This window comes from Enterocloster bolteae, assembly GCF_002234575.2.
In the GTDB taxonomy this organism is placed as follows: domain Bacteria; phylum Bacillota; class Clostridia; order Lachnospirales; family Lachnospiraceae; genus Enterocloster; species Enterocloster bolteae.
The window spans coordinates 82,645-102,262 of sequence record NZ_CP022464.2 but is presented as its reverse complement, the minus strand read 5'-3'; the positions used below and the strand labels follow the sequence as shown (position 1 = coordinate 102,262).

General features: G+C 46.9%; 18 protein-coding genes. 10 read left to right on the top strand and 8 right to left on the bottom strand.

Features of this window, described 5'->3' with window-relative positions; genetic code table 11:
* The first annotated feature begins 146 nt into the window (after positions 1 to 146).
* A complete protein-coding gene (locus CGC65_RS31515; RefSeq protein WP_002565821.1) occupies positions 147 to 1,064 on the top strand; it encodes an RpnC/YadD family protein in 918 nt (305 codons plus the stop codon).
* A 62-nt stretch (positions 1,065 to 1,126) separates the two neighbouring features.
* On the opposite strand, the gene CGC65_RS00500 is transcribed toward CGC65_RS31515, so the two are convergent.
* Positions 1,127 to 1,825 carry a FadR/GntR family transcriptional regulator gene (locus tag CGC65_RS00500; RefSeq protein WP_002565820.1) on the bottom strand — a complete coding sequence of 233 codons (699 nt, stop codon included), beginning with the start codon at positions 1,823 to 1,825 and terminating at the stop codon, positions 1,127 to 1,129.
* A gap of 290 nt (positions 1,826 to 2,115) precedes the next feature.
* Between CGC65_RS00500 and CGC65_RS00495 the strand changes: the two genes are divergently transcribed.
* From CGC65_RS00495 to CGC65_RS00465, 7 genes are all read left to right on the top strand, one after another.
* Positions 2,116 to 3,225, top strand: coding sequence for a sugar ABC transporter substrate-binding protein (locus CGC65_RS00495; protein WP_002565819.1), 1,110 nt, complete (start codon positions 2,116 to 2,118; stop codon positions 3,223 to 3,225).
* A 115-nt stretch (positions 3,226 to 3,340) separates the two neighbouring features.
* Entirely contained in the window at positions 3,341 to 3,856 is a 516-nt protein-coding gene (locus tag CGC65_RS00490) for a cupin domain-containing protein (RefSeq protein ID WP_002565818.1), read from the top strand.
* A gap of 29 nt (positions 3,857 to 3,885) precedes the next feature.
* Positions 3,886 to 5,379 carry a sugar ABC transporter ATP-binding protein gene (locus tag CGC65_RS00485; protein ID WP_002565817.1) on the top strand — a complete coding sequence of 498 codons (1,494 nt, stop codon included), beginning with the start codon at positions 3,886 to 3,888 and terminating at the stop codon, positions 5,377 to 5,379.
* A gap of 12 nt (positions 5,380 to 5,391) precedes the next feature.
* Positions 5,392 to 6,366, top strand: a complete 975-nt coding sequence (locus tag CGC65_RS00480) for an ABC transporter permease (protein ID WP_002565816.1) — start codon at positions 5,392 to 5,394, stop codon at positions 6,364 to 6,366.
* A gap of 18 nt (positions 6,367 to 6,384) precedes the next feature.
* Complete coding sequence (locus CGC65_RS00475; protein ID WP_002565815.1) at positions 6,385 to 7,458, top strand: zinc-dependent alcohol dehydrogenase; 1,074 nt, start codon at positions 6,385 to 6,387, stop codon at positions 7,456 to 7,458.
* Positions 7,459 to 7,473: 15 nt separating this feature from the next.
* Positions 7,474 to 8,418, top strand: coding sequence for a 3-hydroxyacyl-CoA dehydrogenase family protein (locus CGC65_RS00470; protein ID WP_002565814.1), 945 nt, complete (start codon positions 7,474 to 7,476; stop codon positions 8,416 to 8,418).
* Positions 8,419 to 9,516, top strand: coding sequence for a lactonase family protein (locus tag CGC65_RS00465; protein WP_002565813.1), 1,098 nt, complete (start codon positions 8,419 to 8,421; stop codon positions 9,514 to 9,516).
* A gap of 72 nt (positions 9,517 to 9,588) precedes the next feature.
* Here the strand turns inward: CGC65_RS00465 and CGC65_RS00460 are convergent, their stop codons facing one another.
* The 4 genes from CGC65_RS00460 to CGC65_RS00445 all read right to left on the bottom strand — a co-directional run bounded on the left by CGC65_RS00460 (position 9,589) and on the right by CGC65_RS00445 (position 12,848).
* A complete protein-coding gene (locus CGC65_RS00460) occupies positions 9,589 to 10,692 on the bottom strand; it encodes a GH25 family lysozyme (protein ID WP_002565812.1) in 1,104 nt (367 codons plus the stop codon).
* A 130-nt stretch (positions 10,693 to 10,822) separates the two neighbouring features.
* Positions 10,823 to 11,299: an SAM-dependent methyltransferase gene (locus tag CGC65_RS00455; RefSeq protein WP_002565811.1), complete on the bottom strand. Its 477-nt coding sequence runs from the start codon at positions 11,297 to 11,299 to the stop codon at positions 10,823 to 10,825.
* A 43-nt stretch (positions 11,300 to 11,342) separates the two neighbouring features.
* On the bottom strand, positions 11,343 to 12,230 hold the full coding sequence (locus CGC65_RS00450; protein ID WP_007036353.1) for a MerR family transcriptional regulator: 888 nt from the start codon (positions 12,228 to 12,230) through the stop codon (positions 11,343 to 11,345).
* Between the two features lie 21 nt (positions 12,231 to 12,251).
* Complete coding sequence (locus tag CGC65_RS00445; RefSeq protein ID WP_002565809.1) at positions 12,252 to 12,848, bottom strand: hypothetical protein; 597 nt, start codon at positions 12,846 to 12,848, stop codon at positions 12,252 to 12,254.
* Positions 12,849 to 13,204: 356 nt separating this feature from the next.
* On the opposite strand from CGC65_RS00445, the gene CGC65_RS31510 reads away from it, so the two are divergent.
* Together CGC65_RS31510 and CGC65_RS00435 are read left to right on the top strand one after the other, a co-directional pair.
* A complete protein-coding gene (locus CGC65_RS31510) occupies positions 13,205 to 14,629 on the top strand; it encodes a PspC-like choline-binding domain-containing protein (RefSeq protein WP_002565808.1) in 1,425 nt (474 codons plus the stop codon).
* Positions 14,630 to 14,881: 252 nt separating this feature from the next.
* Entirely contained in the window at positions 14,882 to 15,565 is a 684-nt protein-coding gene (locus CGC65_RS00435) for a YitT family protein (protein WP_002565807.1), read from the top strand.
* A gap of 52 nt (positions 15,566 to 15,617) precedes the next feature.
* On the opposite strand, the gene CGC65_RS00430 is transcribed toward CGC65_RS00435, so the two are convergent.
* The 3 genes from CGC65_RS00430 to CGC65_RS00420 form a co-directional block, all read right to left on the bottom strand.
* Positions 15,618 to 16,454 carry a MerR family transcriptional regulator gene (locus CGC65_RS00430; protein WP_002565806.1) on the bottom strand — a complete coding sequence of 279 codons (837 nt, stop codon included), beginning with the start codon at positions 16,452 to 16,454 and terminating at the stop codon, positions 15,618 to 15,620.
* Between the two features lie 259 nt (positions 16,455 to 16,713).
* The gene (locus CGC65_RS00425) at positions 16,714 to 17,847 is read right to left on the bottom strand and encodes an NAD(P)H-dependent flavin oxidoreductase (RefSeq protein ID WP_002565805.1); all 1,134 of its coding nucleotides are present in this window, start codon (positions 17,845 to 17,847) and stop codon (positions 16,714 to 16,716) included.
* On the bottom strand, positions 17,847 to 19,571 hold the full coding sequence (locus tag CGC65_RS00420; protein WP_002565804.1) for an acetyl-CoA carboxylase carboxyl transferase subunit: 1,725 nt from the start codon (positions 19,569 to 19,571) through the stop codon (positions 17,847 to 17,849). Before CGC65_RS00420 ends, CGC65_RS00425 begins: the two co-directional genes overlap by 1 nt.
* Between the last annotated feature and the right edge of the window lie 47 nt (positions 19,572 to 19,618).

Sequence of the window (19,618 nt, the reverse complement as noted above, 5' to 3'; positions counted from 1 at the left end):
ATGTGTCGGGCAATGATTTCCATTCTATCATAAACTACACAATAAATCTGCTAATATATAAAAGGCAAAGGTGCTATTGTCTGGCTTAAGAGAAAACGTTATAATGGGGATAGGTTCTTATATGGCTTGCCGGAACAGGAGGCTGTATGGGTGAAAGAAACCTGCGTGAGCAGGGAGAAACAAATGGATTCGGTCAGTTGGAGAACAAGGTAATGAAAACAGCAGCTCAGTTTTTCGGGGAGGATCTGCTTCCCTATATAGGCGTAAAAGGAAAAATCCTTACAGTTGCGCCTACAGAGCATGTTCATCTGGAGATGCGCAGGCTGGAAGAGGATTTTAATTTCATCATGGAAAAGGGAGCAATACGGCATCTGGAGTTTGAGAGCGACAGCATCACGGAACAGGATTTAAGACGCTTCCGGGAATATGAAGCTTACATAGGAATGATATACAGTGCTCCTGTAATGACAACCGTAATCTGTACTTCCAATACAAAGGTCCAGAAAAAGGAACTGATTAATGGGGACAGTGTCTACAGGATAGAGGTGGTACGGCTAAGGGACAGGAATGCCGATAAGGTCTTTAAAAAACTGAGACAGAAAATCCATAAAGGTAAGAGACTGCGCCGCCGTGACATCTTTCCCCTGCTCCTGACCCCATTGATGTCAGGGGATATGGAAATGAGTGAGCGTATTTATCAGGGCATGGAGTTTCTCCAGTGTGAAGAACTGCAAGTAAGCGCTGATGAGAGAAAAAGGATGCAGTCCGTACTTTATGCACTGGCTGTAAAGTTTTTGAGCAGAAATGAATTAGAGCGAATAAAGGAGAGGATTGGAATGACTGTATTAGGAAAGATGCTTTTGGAGGAAGGGATAGAGAAAGGAATTGAAAAAGGAATTGAGAAGGGTATAGAACAAGGAATGGAGCAAGGTGTAAAACAGGGGCAGGGGCGTGTCAATGCTCTTATTGTAAAGCTGGCAGAAGCCGGAAGGATGGAGGACATCGTACGGGCTGCATCGGACCGTGAGTACCAGGACCGTCTGTTTAGTGAATTCGGATTATAACCTAGAAATACCGGCATATCAGAGAAGGGTGAAACTCTCTGGTATGCCGGTATTTTTATTGTTTAAGGAGATCTGTGCGAGTTTTTGCTGATATTCAAAAATTTCTGATATGTATCCCATTGGTGAGCCTCCATGACAGATGAAGAGAATATAGGATTTCGATCTTTTAAAGCTGCTATCAGACGCTCATGAAAGACAATACTCTCTTTATAATCAAATGTAGCGCAAATTTGAAAAAAGCACTGTTCCAGCCTCTGGTATATAATTTCCGTGGCCCGCACAAACATAAGGTTTCCAGACATCTCACAGATTGTCTTATGGCACTCCAAATCGTGAAAAATAGCCCGATTACGATTATCGTCAGAATAGTATTCATTCATCTTCCTGGAATGAAACATAAGCTGTTCCATCTGTTCGTCCGTGTATCGAAGGCAGGCAAGCTTTGCACATTCAATCTGAATTCCTTTATGGAATTCAAATATTTGAAGGTTGTCCTCAATTTCAAACATGATCGTGGGTATAATATCACTTAAAGTCGCAGATATTCCGCTTTTTTTAATTACAGTACCAGACCCCTGCCTGGATTCAAGCAGCCCAAGAGCCTTTAACCGGGAAATAGCCTGCCTCACAGAGCTCCTGCTGACCTGATAAGTCTTAGCCAGTTCATTTTCTGTGGGTATTTTACTGCCTGCAGCCCATTGGCCATTGGTGATACTTTCTACCATCTTGTTATAAATAGATTCCACAACATTTTCATTCATATGACCACCCCTTGGAAAGTTACTTGTAATTTTAATATATAATAGTTGAATCTAAAAAGCAACAAAAACAAAAAGGACAATTGTCCTACAAATCTTTTAGAATTTGTCTTACAAATTGATTGAAAAATCAAATAATATAGACAAATTATCAAAAAATACTTGACTTTTTATTATAATAAATCTATAATAAAGTTGCAATCAGGAAAAAACATATGTGTAATATGTACTACAAATTCGCGATTATGTAGAACAATTTAATGTCAACACAAACATAGGAGGTTAAAAAGAATATGAAAAAACTTGCAGTACTTTTTTTGGCGGCATTCATGGGACTTACTGCATGCAGTAGTGCCCAGAAAGATACACCGACAGAATCCCCCACAACAGAAGCATCAACAACTGCAACCGGGACAGAAACTGCCGATACACAGTCTGTTCCATCTGAAAAAGAACAGATTCCTCATACAGAGGTAGACATTAAATATCCTGCGATAATTGAGGTAAATGAAGATGTCTACGCTGATAAACCTTACAAGATTGCTTACGCAAACTGGAATGATGAAAACTCTATTTCAATTATCGTAAGAGATTCTGTATTGGATGCCTGCAGGTATTACGGAGTAGATTGTATGGTATTTGATAATAAACAGGATGCAAACCAGGCCATTACAAATTGTGATACAGCCATTCAGGCAGGGGTAGATTACTATCTAAATTTTAACCAGGATGAATCCATCAATGCCGCCATTGCCGATAAGCTTGAAAAGGCAGGAATCCCCATGATATCCATACAGACAAAAGCAAGGGACGGTATTGATCCAGAATACCACATTGATAATTATAAATTTGGCACACTATGTGGTGAACTGCTTATAAAAGAAGCCGGGGAGCGCTGGCCAGATGAAAAACCGGTTCTGTTTGTGGCCGGGCATCCGGAAAGTGGAGTGAACTTTATCCAAAGGGCAGAAGGCTGTAAAGACTCTGTGCTGGAAGCCCTGCCTAAGACAGAGGTGTTCGAAATCAGTACAGAAGGCGACCCAGAGATCACAAGACAGAGGACAGCAGACTTTCTGACTGCCCATCCGAATGGAAAAATCATGATGTGGTGCCATATCGACCAGAATACCATGGGCATGCTGGCCGCCGTAAAGGCAGCCGGACGGGTTGATGATGTAATCATTACCTCCTGTGGCGCTAATCCAGTGGCTTTTGAGGAGTTGAAAAAAGATGATTCTCCCATTCTTGGGACTGTAGCCCAGTTCTCCGAGCGGTTTGGATGGGACCTGCTTCCTATGGTAATTGAACATTTAAATGACGGAACAAAACCGCCCCTTGAAACGGTTCCGCCTCTTGACATTATTACGAAAGAAAATCTCTACACCTATTATCCGGATGCATAGTAAACATAGGGGGGCTGCTGCGATTATAGCGGCTGTCTCCCTTTTTAATACCTAGATTAAAACGTATATCTGACAATATTCATATGAAAACAAAACGCGGTAGGAGGAACAAAATTTGGACAAGAAATTTAATATAACCCCGGATGAAGAAGCCCTGTATGCCAGGAACCGAGAATTGACCCCTTATGTACGCACCTTTGAGGAAGATGGGATAAGCTATCCGATTCCGGATCTGATAGGTTCTTCTCGCTTGATTGCAATTGATGAAGATACGGTGGGGGCTAAGGAGATTACTTTTGGCTACAGTGAATTTGCACCAGGCTCATCAGTACATAAGCCTCACATCCATCCTGATTGTGAGGAGGTTATGTACATTTTAAAGGGCAGGGGAATCAGCGGATTAAACGGCATGGATTTCATTTGCAAGGAAAAGGATATTTTGTTTGTCCCCAAGGGAGCAGAACACTATTTTTATAATCCTTTTGATGAATCCTGCTGTTTCGTCTTTCTCTACACAAAAGGTTCTCTGAAAGAAGCAGGATACACGGTTGCATCAAATGGATACAACGAAATAGGAGGAGATGTTGAAGCCCTGCAAAAATCAGGGGTAAATAGATTTGACAGCGAATAATCACCAGACAATCAAAGGAGGTGAACCGTATGAATCAGGCAGTCTTGGAGGTAAAAAAAATTCATAAGACATTTGGTGAAGTGTCTGTCTTAAAAGGTGTTGATTTTGATATACAAAAAGGCGAGATTCATGCGCTGGTGGGGGAAAACGGGGCGGGAAAATCCACTCTTATTAAAATCATTTCCGGAGTATATACCAGGGACAGCGGCTTTTTGCATCTGGAAGGAAAAGAAATGTCATTTGCCAATCCCAAGGACGCGATGGATGCCGGAATCCGCGTTATCCACCAGGAAATTAATATGGCGCAGACCTTAACAGTTGCAGAAAATATTTTTCTTGGGAATTATCCCACCAGACATGGAATCATTGACTGGAAAGAGCTTTATAAAAACGCACGCAAGGTGATGGAAATACTGGGAGATTCCATTGATGTGGAGCAAAAGGTTTCCAAAGTATCTATTGCAGAGCAGCAGATGATTGAAATTGCAAAAGCAGTCAGTGTCGAGCCAAAGGTTTTGATTATGGACGAGCCTACAGCTGCTCTAAATGACCAGGAAACGGAAAGTCTTTTTGAACTTCTGGAATCGCTTAAGAAAAAAGGCGTTTCTATTATCTACATCACCCACCGCTTTTCAGAAATCTGTCGCCTTGCTGACCGTGTCACGGTCTTAAGGGATGGAGAAAGTGTAGCAACGCTTACAAAGGCCGAAATAAGTGACGACCTGCTTGTAAAGCTAATGGTGGGTGAAGGCAAAGCAGCCAGATATATAAAAAGGGAAACGAGGAAGGGCGGGGAAATATTCCGCATAGAGGGTTTAAGTGCGGAAGGCAGTCTTAACAATATCCGTCTCAGCATACGGCGCGGAGAAATTGCCGTGGTGTTTGGTCTGGTGGGTGCCGGTCAGACAGAACTTTGCAGGGTTATTTTCGGCGACCTGCCTCACACAAAGGGAACACTTCTTCTTGATGGAAAAGAAGTTCATATCAACAATGTTCAGGATGCATGCAGGGAAGGGATCGGATATGTCTCTGATGACAGGAAAAATGAAGGAATCATCCCTCTATTATCCGTTCAGGAGAACATCTGTATTCCGTCTTACCCCGGAAAGCTTTCCAATCAGCTGGGATTTATTAAGAAAAAAACAGCAAAGCAGACTGCTCAGCTGTATTACAATAAACTTCATGTCAAGAGTTCAGGACTGGGACAAAAAATTGGTTCTCTGAGCGGCGGAAACCAACAAAAAGGAATGATTTGCCGTTGGCTGGCTAACGATGTAAAACTGTTAATATTAAATATGCCTACAAGAGGTGTCGATGTAGGCGCCAGAGCAGAGATATATCGGGCTTTGGAGGACCTTGCGGACCAGGGTGTTGCAGTGCTGGCAGTCTCTCCAGAGATGCAAGAGGTCTTAGCATTGGCTGATGTGGTCTACGTTATGCATGAGGGGATGATAACAGGTAAAGTGGAGGGAAAAGACGCAACCCAGGAAAAGCTGATGAAGCTTGCTCTGGGTATTGACTAAGGAGGGAACTTTATGGCGGAAAACCATATGCTTAATAAGAAAGCAAACCTGCAGGCAGTCCGACAGAGACTATTGGACTCAATTCTTGTATTGTTTGCGGTTTGTATGATTATTTATTTTTCATTTGCATCCCAATATTTTCTTTCTGTCAGAAATTTCATGAATATATTTTCATCAGTTTCTGTTGTAGGAATTATTGCCACAGGAATGACACTGATCATTATAACCCGGGGAATTGATTTATCCGTAGGATCCATTATTGCGCTGACAGGCTGTGTTGCAGCCATTCTCATTGTGAATTTTAAAGTATCATGGCCCCTGGCCATTCTGGCAACGTTAATAATCGGATTCCTGGTGGGTGGATTTAACGGGTTGCTGATAACAAAGTTTAACGTGGTCCCGTTTATTGCCACCTTAGGTTCTATGAACATCATACGGGGAATTGCTTTTATTATTACAAATGGACAGGCTATCTATGTTCCAGACCCTGTAATCAGCTTCATGGGGACTGGCAAGCTGTTTTCGCTGATTCCTGTACCCGCAATTATTATGCTCTGCCTGTATATATTATTCTGGCTGATTACCAAATTCACGGTATTCGGAAGAAATGTATTTGCAGTTGGGGGGAACAGCGTAGCCAGCCGTCTGGCCGGAATCCGGGTGAAGCACCTCACAATGGTTCTGTATGTGCTGACAGGCATTTTATCAGCCGTAGCAGGACTTGTAATGACAGGTCTTACCTCCACGGCAATGCCATCCGCAGGCGACGGTTACAATCTGGATGTCATTACAGCCGTCTATCTGGGAGGTAACAGTGCCAGCGGGGGCGAAGGAAGTGTCTGGAGAACATTCATGGGGATTTTAATTATCGGAATTTTAAATAACGGAATGGCACTTTTAAGTGTTCAGTCTTATTGGCAGACTTTTGTAAAAGGGTGTTTGTTAATTATAGCTGTGATATTTGACATGTTAAGGAGAAGGGGTTAGGCAAAGGAGGAGATTCATATGAATATACCAGTTAAAATGAAAGCAATGGTTCTTACAAATCCCGGAAAATGGGAGATAACGGAGGCAGATGTTCCAACCCCGGGTCCAGAGGAGGTCCTTTGCAGGATTGATGCAGTAGCCATCTGTGGAAGTGATCCGGAAATCATTCACGGCGGGCTGGCCGGTATCTGGCCGCCCTCCTATCCTTTTATTGCAGGTCACGAATGGGCCGGTACAGTAGTTGCTTCCGGTAATAAGTCGGGGGATTTTAAGATTGGAGACCGAGTAGCGGGAGAAGCCCATAAGGGGTGCGGGTATTGTTCCAACTGTCTCAAAGGATCGTATAATCTGTGTCTGAATTATGGAAAAAATAATACAGGACACAGACACTATGGCTTTACTTCCCAAGGTGCATATGCACAGTATAATGTATACCATATTAAGAGTCTTTCCAAACTTCCTGATTCTGTGTCCTTTGAAGAAGCCGCCATGTGTGATACGGCCGGAGTTGCCCTTCATGGTCTGGAGCTGGCAGGGGTTGATCCGGGAAGTACCGTAGCAATCATCGGACCGGGACCTATCGGAATAATGGCTATGAAGCTGTCCAGGGCTATGGGAGCGTCCAGGATACTAGTGGTAGGAAGAATGCCACGTCTGGAAGCTGCTGGTAACCTGGGCGCAGATGAGCTGGTGGACTTCTCAAAATGTAATCCGGTTGATGAGGTCCGCAGGTTGACAGGCGGTCTTGGTGCCAATCTGGTCCTGGAGTGTTCCGGCGCCCCGGGAACAATCACTCAATCTCTTGGTATGTGCTGTAAAGGAGGCAAAGTTGTTATGCTTGGGGTTGCTAAAGACGGGGTAACAGAACCTATTCCCTTAAAATATACGACACATAATGAGCTGACTTTATATGGTTCCAGAGCAAATCCAAATACAGGAAGAAAGATTGTTGAGATGATTGCAGGAGGACAGTTAAAGGTAAAAGATATGGTGACCCATACATTTACCCTGAATGAGGTAAATCTGGCATTTGAAACCTTTGAGAAACGTATTGGCGGAGCCATGAAAGTGATTATCTATCCTAATAAATAAAAGGAGGCCGATTGTATGACGGGTAGTGTAGCGGTTATCGGGAGCGGTATGATGGGTAGTGCCATAGCGGCAATGAGCGCCCTGGCAGGCAACCGCACCCTCATGGTTGATCTTAATATGGAAAAAGCCTTAAATGGCAGAAAAAATGCACTGGAGTGTATTAAAATGCGGGCAGATAACGGCCTAAACACCCAAGAGGAAGCAGTTCTGGCAGCAGATAATCTTATATGCTGCGGCAGCCTAAAAAAGGAAGCAGAAAATATCGGACTTGTAATTGAGGCTATAGTCGAACAACTTCCTGCTAAACAAAACCTGTTTGAAGAACTGGATAAACTTCTCTTGCCGACTGTGCCAATATGCAGCAATACAAGCGGTCTTCGGATAACGGACATTAGTGCCAAGTGCATGTATCCGGAGCGAACCATTACAACTCATTTCTGGCTTCCCGGTCATCTAGTTCCCTTAGTTGAACTGGTAATGGGTGAAAAAACAAGGGAAGATATAGCTCTCTGTGTCAGAGATGAATTAACACATTGGAAAAAAGTTCCAGTCCTAGTAAAACGTGATGTACCAGGACAGCTGGCAAATCGTATCTTTCAGGCCATAATCCGAGAGTCAATAGATATTGTAGCCAGCGGGCTGGCCGGAGCAGAGGATGTGGATGCTGCTATAAGCTATGGTATGGCTATGCGTTTCCCCGAATGGGGACCACTCAAACATCTGGACGCAATCGGACTGGATCTTGGAATTTCAGTACAGGATACAGTTCTTCCTGACATATGTGCCGTGAGACATTCCAACACCTACCTCAAAAATTTAGTGGATGAGGGGAAGCTTGGCGTAAAAAGCAAGCAGGGATTCTACGACTGGAAGGTACGTGATATAGAAAAGGAAATAAGAAAAAGGGATCAGTTTATTATAGAAACCGTAAAGCTGGTAACAAGGCTGGACAAGGGGTAAATGATGAAACAGTACATATGTATAGGCACATACACAGAAGATATTCTCTTTGGAACCGGGGAGTGTTTTAAGGGAAAAGGCAAAGGATTATTGCTTGGTATCTTTGAAGATGGCGAAATTGAACTATGCCGAATAGCGCAGACGATCAATCCCTCCTATCTGTGTATTAACAAAGTAAATAAAAAAATATATGCTGTGAATGAAACGAAGATTTTCCAGGGAAAACGCGGAGGCGCAGTTACGCAGTTTTCTTACAATATAAATGGCGAGCTCTTGCAGGAGGCGTGTTTCTATACGGATGGAGAAGATCCCTGCCATATAGCCTCCTCATTGGATGGCAAATGTCTGGCGATTGCCAATTTTGCTTCCGGAAGTCTTAGCGTCTTTGAATTGAACGAACATGGCAACATAACAGGAAAAAAAAATCTGTTCCAGCATACCGGAAGCGGAAGTCATCCCATAAGGCAAAGTGGTCCTCATGCCCACAGCGCAATTTTTAGTCCAGATGGGAAATTCCTCTATGTACCAGATCTGGGGATTGATTGTATTAAGGCATATGCTTGTACCAGTGGAAAAATTGAACCCATCCCGGAGGCAGATGTGCATATGCCGTCCGGAAGCGGTCCTAGATATGGAGAATTCAGCAGGGATGGTAAACATTTCTATTTAATTAATGAATTGTCCTCGCAGGTAACTCACTTTTTCTACCATAATGGAAAAATGATTGAAAAGGACAGTGTCTGCACTCTGCCGGATGATTTTACCGGATATAATATCTGTTCAGATCTGCATCTGACACCTGATGGAGCATTTATATACGCATCTAACCGGGGACACGACAGCATTGTATGTTATCGTATCAATGCAAATGGAGAGCTTTCCTTTGTTCAGAGAATCTCCTCTGGCGGAAAGACGCCCAGAAACTTTTGTATCGACCCTACCGGAGCCTATCTGTTGACCGGCAATCAGGACAGCGATACTGTAGCCATTTTTCTCATTCAGCCAAATGGTTTGTTAAAAATGTGCGGAACAAAATATGTAGAATCGCCGGTTTGCATTCAAATTTTTACTCCAGGTCATTGCCATCAGGAATTATAAATAGACACGGTTTGGATTCAAACAGGAAAGTAATATGATTTAGGAACAACCTCCTTCCTAAATCATATTTTTTTATCTTGTCGGTTCCGCCATAACCCCATTAGAGTCAAAGGTATAGGACACACCATCAATATCCATGGTAGTATCATGGATCATGACGCCATTGGCGTCCAGATAATACCAGGCACTATCCACCTCAACCCATCCTGTCTGCTTCACATACCCCTTCATGTAGTACCATCTGCCGTCCACATGCTTCCATCCGTCAGCAGGAATCACGGCACTGTAATCCGTAAATGCCAGCTCGATGGTCACATTGCCGTTAATGCCATCCACTGAACCGGTATCAGTGCACTGCCAGATAGTGCGGTTTGGATAACTGTTCACAGTCCCGTATCTGGCATACCATATATCATAGGGAATCTGGCCGGTGTCCATATTTCTGGTCAGCCATTCATTGTTCCCATATACCACCGGATGATACCCGGCATCAGAAATGGTCTTACAGAATGCGTTTACATTGTCTGTTATCTGCTGCCTGGTCAGTCCGTTGTCCAGAAGATGCTGGGATTCCACATCATAGGCAATGGGATAGGATATGGGGAAATCCTTAATTACCTTCAGCACGAAATTGGCCTCGTCAATGGCGGTCTGTACGTCCAGAGCCTGGGTATAGAAAAACACCCCGGTGTGAATGCCGTTTGCAAATGCCTCTGTGACATTCCTGTCAAAATAAGGGTCTTTATCCTTATAATAGCCCACCCGTATCATGGCAAATGACACGCCGTCCGATGCCACCCTGGACCAGTCTATACCGTTTTCATTGGCCCGGTTCTGGTACTTGGTCACGGTGATGCCCTTTTCCAGCGCCCCTGCTATGGGCGCTCCTGACGCATCCACATACTGCCCGTTCTCCAGTGACCAGGGCTGGGCCCCGTAAGCTGCTGCCGGCGCAAACAGCGACATGGCGCCTATAATGGCCGCCGCCGCGCATGCTGCCGCCCTCTTTCCCTTCGTTACCGGCTTTGCAGACTTTCCCGACGCTCCGGTCCTTCCCGGCGCTCCGCTCCTTCCCGGCCCTCCCGTCTTTCCCGGCCCTTCTGTCTTTCCCGGCCCTCCCGTCTTTTCCGACTCTCCAATCTCTCCCATCTTTCCGGCCTTCCCCAATATCCTCATATCATCCACCTCATACTCTTAAATTCCATATTAATCCATATGTTTTTTATTTTAGCACAAAGGCCTCTCCATCGTGTTGAGGTTTTCTTAATGTTTCCTTTCAACTTAAGAGTATATGATGACCTCCGGCCTAGAAGTTAAATTCATTTTCCCAGTCAAAGTCCCCGGATTCCTCCAGGCTCCGGGGCCAATGGCCGCACCAGTCCGGCACTTGGGGATGCTCTACCCGGTCCAGACTGGGGGTGTACGGCTTTAAATCCAGCACAGGACTTCCCTGCCTGGCATCTGCATAAGCAATGTAGATAACACCGGCCTCATGGTCTATATAGAGAATCTGCACCACGCTAAGGGCAATGGGATTAGGCCTCTGGGGAGACCGGGTTGCAAATATGCCCATTGTATCCGGCCCCTGCTTATAGGGGCTTTCCGCCTCAAGTACGCTCCTGTTTTCCTCATCGTCGCAGCCGTCAAACCACCAGAGTATGTCTGCATGTCCAAAGCCCTCCAGGGACTTAAGGGCCGGGATGTATTCCGGCAGGAGCTTTACGTACATACCATCCTTGTCCATTTCCATTGTGCCAATCTGTCTTACTGTAAATTGTTTCATACTGAAACCTCCTTCACTTGATATAGGCTGAGTTTAAACCCTCTCACGGTGTCAGAGTCAATATGCGCCGGACTGGTGTTTGTACTTCTGTAAGGAACTTCTGGGAATCAGATTCATCCCAGGAGCCTATATGGCAAATCTGCCGGCTTGGCCCGGCTATTTCATACTGGCTGTGTTCTTCCATCCAGCAGGCAAAGGCATGATAGGATAATCCGATATTTTCATATGGACCATAGACCATAATACAAGCCATATCCTCCACAGCCTCTGTCTCCCTGTAACAGAAACCGCCCTTGTCCGCTCCTTCTCTTTCCACCATAACCCCCACCTCTATATCTACTCCGTCCTCCGTGGTCCCCCCATTGTGATAAATGGCAAGATTGTTAGTGCCTGGGCTCAGTTTTATCTGTTCTTCCCTCACAAAGGCATAGAGCTGTTCCCACAGCCTCCCTTCACAATAATAATCTGCCACAGTTTTCCTCAGGGACAAAATCTTACAGCCGGGAACAGACTTTATGGTCACGTTATAATGGGTTTCAATGGTGCTTTCTTTAAAATCTCTCATGGCAATTTCTATCTTCCGTATGCGCTGCTGTTCCAGCCGGATTGAATCTAAAAGCTGCCTTTTCTTGTCCTCCAGATATTCTGTCACACCGCTGCTCTCCCAGCATTCCATTACAGCACCGATCTCCGTCACATTAAAGCCCATATCCCTGAGCAGGCATATTTTCTGCAGGACAGGTATCTGGTCTGTGGTATACATCCGGTACCCGGTAAATTTGTCAATAACAGCAGGCGTTAAAAGCCCTGCATTATCATAGTAGCGAAGCATCCTTACCGATACCCTGGTTAGCTTTGAAAATGCTCCGATGCGGAACATAAAGCCACCTCCCTTCATCTGTTGTATCCAGTATACCGTCTCTTTCGGCATACTACAATGCACCGCCTGAACCTACCGGTCCATAATCCTGCAAAATATCACCGCAACCACTGTGCTGATAAAGGTAGCCGCCAGGGCAGGCCCTACAATGGCTGTGGGATTTACGCTTCCATACTGGCTCCTGTATGCAATCATGTTCATGGGTATAAGCTGTAAGGAGGATATGTTGATAATGAGAAATGTACACATCTCATTGCTGGCAGTCCCCTCCTGCCTGGCCGCACCGCCCATCCCGCGCTCCTCCTCCACCTTTTTCAGCTCTTCCATGGCTTTTAAGCCGGCCGGCGTTGCGGCCCATCCCAGGCCCAGTATGTTGGCAATCATATTGACGCTTATCTGTTTCCTTGCCTCCCCATCCGGGTCCAGCCTTGGAAAAAGGAAGGTGAGTACCGGTCCCATTCTTCTTGCCAGCTGATCCACCAGTCCGGAGCGGTGCCCGATCTCCAGCACCCCTGTCCACAGGGTCATGACACCCAGCATGGTGATGCACAGCGTCACAGCCTCCTTCGATGCCTGGATTGCCCCATCGGTCACCGCCGTCATCTGACCGTGAAGCGCCCCCCAGAGTATTCCTGTCAGTGTCATTCCTGCCCATAAATAATTCAGCATGTTTCTTCGCCTGTTTCATGGCATTCTTATTCCATTCTATTCCCGGTCCCGCTATATATTCCCATATCAGCACCCCATATGAACTATTTCACCCAATCTTTCCCAAATATTCATAATTGCGCTTTCTCCGTAAGAATTATTACATGGGCTTGCGTAAAATTTACAGTTCATTACGTTTACATAACTTCTATTGACCCTGGAGCAGCTCCATAGTATATTCTCACCATGTCAGTGATGACAACGTGCGGCGCCGGCCAGAACACCGGCGAAACGGCAGCCGCATCCCCCTAAAAGACAATTAAGGTGATAATCCTGAAATCAATGGACTGAATGACAGACTGAAAGGAGACATGATTATGAAAAGACAGGCAAAATGGTTTCTGATTCCATGTGCAGCCATGGCCCTGACCATGGGAAGCGCACTGGTATCATTTGCAGCCACCGGATGGGCTGAGGAAAACGGCGAATGGGTCTATTATAACAACGATGGCAGCAAAGCCACCGATGTATTCAAGAAATCCGGCAACAACTGGTTCTATCTGGATTCCGACGGAAACATGGCTAAAAACCAGCTGATTGAGGACGATGACAATTATTTCTATGTCAACTCAGCAGGGGCAATGGTCACTAACCAGTGGCGCTCTATTGAAAATGAAGACGCAGGCTCAGACGAACCGGATGAGTGGTGGTACTATTTCCAGTCCAACGGCAAGGCTGTAAAGAAATCCGGAAACAGTGACAATGTGAAGTTCGTTACCCTTCCCACCTCCACCGGACAGGCAAAGTTTACCTTTGACGACGAAGGACGCATGCTCTACGGATGGATTGACGAGAGCGGCGAAATGCTGACGGATGACGATGCCTGGAAGAGCGGCATGTATTATTGCAGCGATAACGGCGACGGCCGCATGGCCACGGGATGGAAATATATCACAGCTGTAAATGACGAGGACGACGACAGGGAAGGGGATGGATACTGGTTTTATTTTTCCACCAACGGCAAAAAGACCGCGGACAACGACTCCAAGAAAATCAATGGCCGGAAATACCGATTTGATGAAAACGGCGCAGCCCACTTTGAATGGTATAACAATCCCGGCACCGCCTCCTCCTCTACCGTAAACAAATACTATAACACAGAGGAAGAATGCTGGATGTCCACCGGCTGGTTTAAGACCGTTCCCAGCGAGGATGTGGATCCGGAGGCCCACGACGATGATGAGGCCCACTGGTTCTACGCAGAGTCAAACGGCAGCCTGGTAACGGCCCAGATTAAAAAAATAAACGGACAGTACTACGGATTTGATGTAAACGGAAAAATGCTTCAGGGTCTCTACCGCATTGAATTTGAGGAGAATGGAAAGACCATCCGATCTGCTGAGGAGATTGAGGACGTGGACGAACTCCCGGATGAGGACGAGGACGGCGTATTCGTATACTATTTCGGTGATTCTCCTAAGGAAGGCGCCATGAAAACAGGCACCATGACCATGGAAATCGACGGCGACAAGTACTACTACAGCTTTGAGAAATCCGGCAGCAAAAGAGGGGCCGGAACAGACGGCATTGACGGTGATTCCATCTACGTGAAGGGAAGAAGGCTGGAAGCCGAGGAGGGCACCAAGTATCAGCCGGTTACCTATAAGGATGAAACCTATCTCATCAGTACTTCCGGTAAGCTGGTAAAGAACAAGAAGAATGTAAAGGATTCCGACGATGTATACTACAAGACAGACAGCAAGGGTAGAATCCTGGATTCAGGCACGGAAAAACTGGACTAACGGGAGAGTCAGGCCGGAACCGCGCAGGTAAGTCACCTGCAGAATTACCGGATGAATTATCAGGTGGGATTACATGAAAACATCCGTATAATGAAAATCAAACATCCGAATGGAGAAAATCCCCACTTGACATCCCCCGGGGTACATGAGGTATACTGGTAGTACAACATAACAGGGCGGCCCGGAATCCCTTGGATTCCCGGACCGCCCCTAACCGGTTTTATAACCTATTTACAGAAAGGACGTTTTATTATGAAGCAGCTGAAGAAGCTGGCTTGCCGCGCTGTACAGGAATTATCCATAACCTTTCCCCCAAAGACTGTGTTATCCATCATCCTTGGTACAGCCATTACCACCTTTGGCATCTACAATATCCACCAGCAGGCGGATATAACGGAGGGAGGTATTCTGGGATTGATTCTGCTCTTTCATTTCTGGTTCGGCATGTCATCTTCCATACTGTCACCTGTGCTGGACGCCTTAAGCTATGCCCTGGGCTTTCGTTTCCTGGGCAAGGAATTCCTTAAGACCTCCATCTTCGCAACCATATGTATGGCCGGATTCTTCCGGCTCTGGGAACTGTTTCCCCCGGTACTTCCAAGTCTGGCTGACTACCCCCTTCTGGCGGCTCTGGCAGGCGGATGCTTCATCGGTACCGGATGCGGCCTGGTGGTCCGCCAGGGAGCTTCCTGCGCCGGGGACGACGCCCTGGCCCTGGTCATCTCCAAGGTTACGGGCTGCCGCATATCCAGGGCATACCTGCTGACGGACGTATCCGTACTGGTACTGTCCCTGTCGTATATTCCCGCAGGACGTATCGTATATTCGCTTATAACAGTGACCGTATCCTCCTTTATGATTGACTTCATCCAGAACTTCGGCATTCCCAGAAAGGATGAGGACAACGGCAAGGAAACTGCGGCTGATAACGGGTAAGGATACACCGGCTGATAACGGATACGGATACGGGTAAGAACTCTTACCCGTATCATACCGGCGATGCAATCCTTTTAAAAGGCATATAGATTTCCAGACAATATGTAGTCCTGTCCTTTGCGAAAAAGGACGTCATATCATTGGCGTATACGCACTCCATGGGCTCCAGGCCATGTTTATGGGCCCATTGGACCATCCTGTGAATCATATCAAAATCCGGAAGAGTATATTCTGATTCAATAATGGTATAGATACATTCCGGCTCCTCCGTCATAGAGTACAGACTACGGTCAAATTCCTGGCCCAGCCCCTTCTCCAGTCCCTCATAGAGCAGGAGCTGGGTTCCTTTTTCCTCCAGGTCCTGTCCCGTGTATGTGAGTACATTATAAAAATAAGCCATATCCAGTCCCGGAATGGTAGAGGACAGCTTAAACCACGTTCTTAACCCCTCCTGCAGGTCGGAACAGTTGGCCATGACAAATGCTTTGGGGAATTTTCTTATGGAATACCTGCCCATACACGCCTCTATGCGGCTTATATCCTTTTCCACCAGCTTAAGCCTCATGATTGCCTGGCTGTGCCGCCTGAGGGCTTCCTCCTCCTCCGCCATGCGCTGCCTGACATGCTGTCTCATAGCGGATGTGGAGTTCTGTCCGCTCATAAGACCTCCTATCTCTTCCAGGCTGGTATTCATTTTTCTGTGATAAAGTATGTACATCAATCTGTAGATATCATCCTCTGAATAATATCTGTACCCATTTTCCTTCTTATCTGCACGGATGATTCCTTTTTTCTCATAAAAACGCAGGGCATCCCTGCTCAGACCGACCATCTGGGCAACGTCACCTATGAGATACCCCCCTGTTTTCTCCGCCAACGCTTTTTCCATCTTCACACCCTCTGTTTCATTCAGTTTTTTCATAGCTACATTTTAAGACCTACCCTTTTGAGGGTCAATGGGCAGGCGGAAAATGAAAGAGAACCGTAATAAAAATGACAGATGGAAGGTCATGGGACAGCCCTGGATATCCGATGGTGGATAATGTGGATAACTTGTGGATATCTTTGTTAATTATCTGGGGATAAGGGTTGTCCCATTGTACCGGATAACATAAATTCCTTGTAAAATAAGGAAAAAAGAGCCGGCATTAAGCCAGCTCTCCTGTTAATTCCTTCATAACGTTATCCACAGTATCAATTTTTTCCGCACGGTAAGCATTGCTTCCGCAGAACAAAAGGCCATGGTCCGTGTCGCCCTCCGCCGCATATACCAGTGCCATGGTAATGCAGTAGGGAATGGTCCTGATGTCACAGTGCTCCAGGCACTGGAAGCAGGACTTGATGGCCGGCCTGGTGCCGCCCTTTATCTGACTTAAGAAAGGATTTAAGATTGCCCTTCCCGGCATGCCCACAGGACTCTGGGTGATGACAATATCTTCCTTTCCCGCATTTATATAAGCCTGCTTATAGGCGTCAGAGGCATCGCACTCCTGGGTCGTCACAAACCTGGTGGCAACCTGGACGCCGTCAGCCCCCAGCTCAAGCTGGTGCATCACATCTTCATGGGTGTATATGCCGCCGGCAGTGACCACAGGTATATGCCTGCCATACTTGGTTCCATATTCCTCCACTACCTTTATGACAGCCTTTACCTCCCGGTCATAGGCCTCCCGGTCATAGGTGGCCGGCACATCGGAAGTGTCGGCGCCATAGGCAGATAACTGGTCCAGTGAGAATCCCAGATGGCCTCCGGCCAGCGGTCCTTCCACCACAACCAGATCCGGGGCAATGTGGCATTTCCTGTCCCACATCTTGCAGATGACCATGGCTGATTTGGCAGATGATACAATGGGAGCCAGCTTGATCCTGCGGTCCGGCTTCTTCTCCATCTCGGCATAGGCAGCTTCCACGTATTCCGGCAGGGACACAGGAAGTCCGGCACCTGATATGATAATGTCAGCGCCTGCCTTCACAGCTTCCTTAACCCACATGTCATAGTGCTTGGTAGCCACCATGATATTGAAACCAATCGCGCCCTGGGGTGCGATTTCTCTGGCCAGTTTCATCTCCCTGCGGATGGACCTTAAGTTTGCTTCCACGAAATTGGTGGTGAAATCCGGCTCCCTGAAACCAATCTGGGCAGCTGAGATAATGCCCATGCCGCCGGCTTTTGCCACGGCACCGGCCAGCCTGTGCAGGCTGATGCCTACCCCCATTCCTCCCTGGATGATTGGTTTTTCAACTACTAAATCCCCGATTACCAATGGTTTTAACTCACTCATTACATTCTCCTAAATCTCTGGTACCTGTGCTCCCTAAGCTCCTCATCGCTCATGGCGAGATACGTTTTAAAGAACTCTGCCATGGCGCTGTCCATATATTCAGCGAGACGGTAGAGATTGTCCGTGCATGCTGGTTCTTCCTCAGGCACGATGCGTTCAATCAGCTCAAGCTGTAAAAGGTCCTTAGCCGTCACCTTCATGACTTTGGCGGCATCCGGCGCCTTCTTGCTGTCTTTATACAGAATGGAGGCAAATCCCTCCGGTGAAAGGATGGAGTAAATGGCATTTTCCAGCATCCACACCTCGTCGGCCACAGCCATGGCCAATGCTCCGCCGCTCCCTCCCTCTCCGATTACAATGGAGAGCACAGGCACCTTGAGGTCTGATATCTCGAACAGGTTTCTGGCAATGGCCTCGCCCTGTCCTCTTTCCTCTGCCTCCAGCCCGCAAAAGGCTCCCGGCGTATCCACAAAGCAGATAACCGGACGGTTGAAGGTCTCTGCCTGTTTCATCAGGCGCAGCGCCTTGCGGTAGCCGTCAGGGGACGGCATTCCAAAGTTGCGGATAATGTTGTCCTTGGTGTTCTTGCCCTTCTGCTGTCCGATGACCGTCACGGGCATACCGTGGAACATGGCAACGCCGCCCACAATGGCTCCATCATCCTTAAAATACCGGTCCCCGTGGAATTCAATGAATTCATCAAACAGGGCGTTGATATAATCCGTTGCAACGGGACGGTCGGACTTCCTGGAGAGAAGAACGGTATCCCAGGCAGTTTTTCCACTATCCGCCTGCAATTGGGATGGTTTATCCACAAATGTCCTGGCTGTCTCCACCGGACTCTTTAACTCTATGTTCATCTTGTGGCTGCGGTGCATATACAGAATCTGGCCAATGACCCTTTTCTGGTCCTTCCGCTCCACAATCTTATCCACAAATCCATGCTCCAGCAGAAATTCAGAACGCTGGAACCCTTCCGGCAGCTTCTGCCCAATGGTCTGCTCAATAACCCTGGGACCCGCAAAACCAATCAGCGCATGAGGCTCTGCCAGGATAATGTCGCCCAGCATGGCAAAGCTGGCCGTGACGCCTCCTGTGGTAGGGTCGGTAAGTACGCTGATAAACAGCTGGCCGGCCTCATGATGGCGCTTTAAGGCAGCCGAGGTCTTGGCCATCTGCATCAGGGATACAATGCCCTCCTGCATCCTGGCTCCGCCTGAGCAGGCAAAGAGGATAACCGGCAGTTTTTCCCTGGTGGCCCGCTCTACTGCGTCGGTGATTTTCTCACCCACCACATGGCCCATGCTGCTCATAATGAAACGGGCATCGCAGACGCCAACTACCGCAGGATTTCCGTCAACTTTGCATTTGCCGGTGACAATGGCCTCGTTGAGGCGGCTCTTTTCCCTGGCAGCTATGACCTTTTTCTCATATCCCGGAAAATTCAGAGGGTTGGAGAAAGGCATTTCCTTGTTCCACTCCTCAAAGGTTCCCTCATCCGCCAGCATCTCGATACGGCGGTATGCATGAACACGGAAATAGCCGTTGCACTTGGGACATACGTAGTAATTGTTCTTTACGTCTTCCACATAGATTGGCTGCCCGCACTTATTACATTTGCGCCATAATCCTTCCGGGATCACCGGCTCCTGGTCGGAACCGGCCTGGGGCTTATATTTCGTATCTATTTTCGTATACGTTTTTTTGAACATGTTCCGCAACATAGCAATTTCCTTTCTGCATCGCGCACTTGTACCGCGCATTTGCACTG

What these genes read in the sequence shown, in the direction of transcription:
- CGC65_RS00460 (WP_002565812.1), bottom strand. Translation starts at nt 10,692, where the DNA reads ATGAGGATATTGGGGAAGGCCGGAAAGATGGGAGAGATTGGAGAGTCG.
- CGC65_RS00425 (WP_002565805.1), bottom strand. Translation starts at nt 17,847, where the DNA reads ATGAGTGAGTTAAAACCATTGGTAATCGGGGATTTAGTAGTTGAAAAA.
- CGC65_RS00480 (WP_002565816.1), top strand. Translation starts at nt 5,392, where the DNA reads ATGGCGGAAAACCATATGCTTAATAAGAAAGCAAACCTGCAGGCAGTC.
- CGC65_RS31515 (WP_002565821.1), top strand. Translation starts at nt 147, where the DNA reads ATGGGTGAAAGAAACCTGCGTGAGCAGGGAGAAACAAATGGATTCGGT.
- CGC65_RS00455 (WP_002565811.1), bottom strand. Translation starts at nt 11,299, where the DNA reads ATGAAACAATTTACAGTAAGACAGATTGGCACAATGGAAATGGACAAG.
- CGC65_RS00465 (WP_002565813.1), top strand. Translation starts at nt 8,419, where the DNA reads ATGATGAAACAGTACATATGTATAGGCACATACACAGAAGATATTCTC.
- CGC65_RS00500 (WP_002565820.1), bottom strand. Translation starts at nt 1,825, where the DNA reads ATGAATGAAAATGTTGTGGAATCTATTTATAACAAGATGGTAGAAAGT.
- CGC65_RS00445 (WP_002565809.1), bottom strand. Translation starts at nt 12,848, where the DNA reads ATGCTGAATTATTTATGGGCAGGAATGACACTGACAGGAATACTCTGG.
- CGC65_RS31510 (WP_002565808.1), top strand. Translation starts at nt 13,205, where the DNA reads ATGAAAAGACAGGCAAAATGGTTTCTGATTCCATGTGCAGCCATGGCC.
- CGC65_RS00470 (WP_002565814.1), top strand. Translation starts at nt 7,474, where the DNA reads ATGACGGGTAGTGTAGCGGTTATCGGGAGCGGTATGATGGGTAGTGCC.
- CGC65_RS00430 (WP_002565806.1), bottom strand. Translation starts at nt 16,454, where the DNA reads ATGGAAAAAGCGTTGGCGGAGAAAACAGGGGGGTATCTCATAGGTGAC.
- CGC65_RS00485 (WP_002565817.1), top strand. Translation starts at nt 3,886, where the DNA reads ATGAATCAGGCAGTCTTGGAGGTAAAAAAAATTCATAAGACATTTGGT.
- CGC65_RS00435 (WP_002565807.1), top strand. Translation starts at nt 14,882, where the DNA reads ATGAAGCAGCTGAAGAAGCTGGCTTGCCGCGCTGTACAGGAATTATCC.
- CGC65_RS00450 (WP_007036353.1), bottom strand. Translation starts at nt 12,230, where the DNA reads ATGCCGAAAGAGACGGTATACTGGATACAACAGATGAAGGGAGGTGGC.
- CGC65_RS00420 (WP_002565804.1), bottom strand. Translation starts at nt 19,571, where the DNA reads ATGTTGCGGAACATGTTCAAAAAAACGTATACGAAAATAGATACGAAA.
- CGC65_RS00475 (WP_002565815.1), top strand. Translation starts at nt 6,385, where the DNA reads ATGAATATACCAGTTAAAATGAAAGCAATGGTTCTTACAAATCCCGGA.
- CGC65_RS00495 (WP_002565819.1), top strand. Translation starts at nt 2,116, where the DNA reads ATGAAAAAACTTGCAGTACTTTTTTTGGCGGCATTCATGGGACTTACT.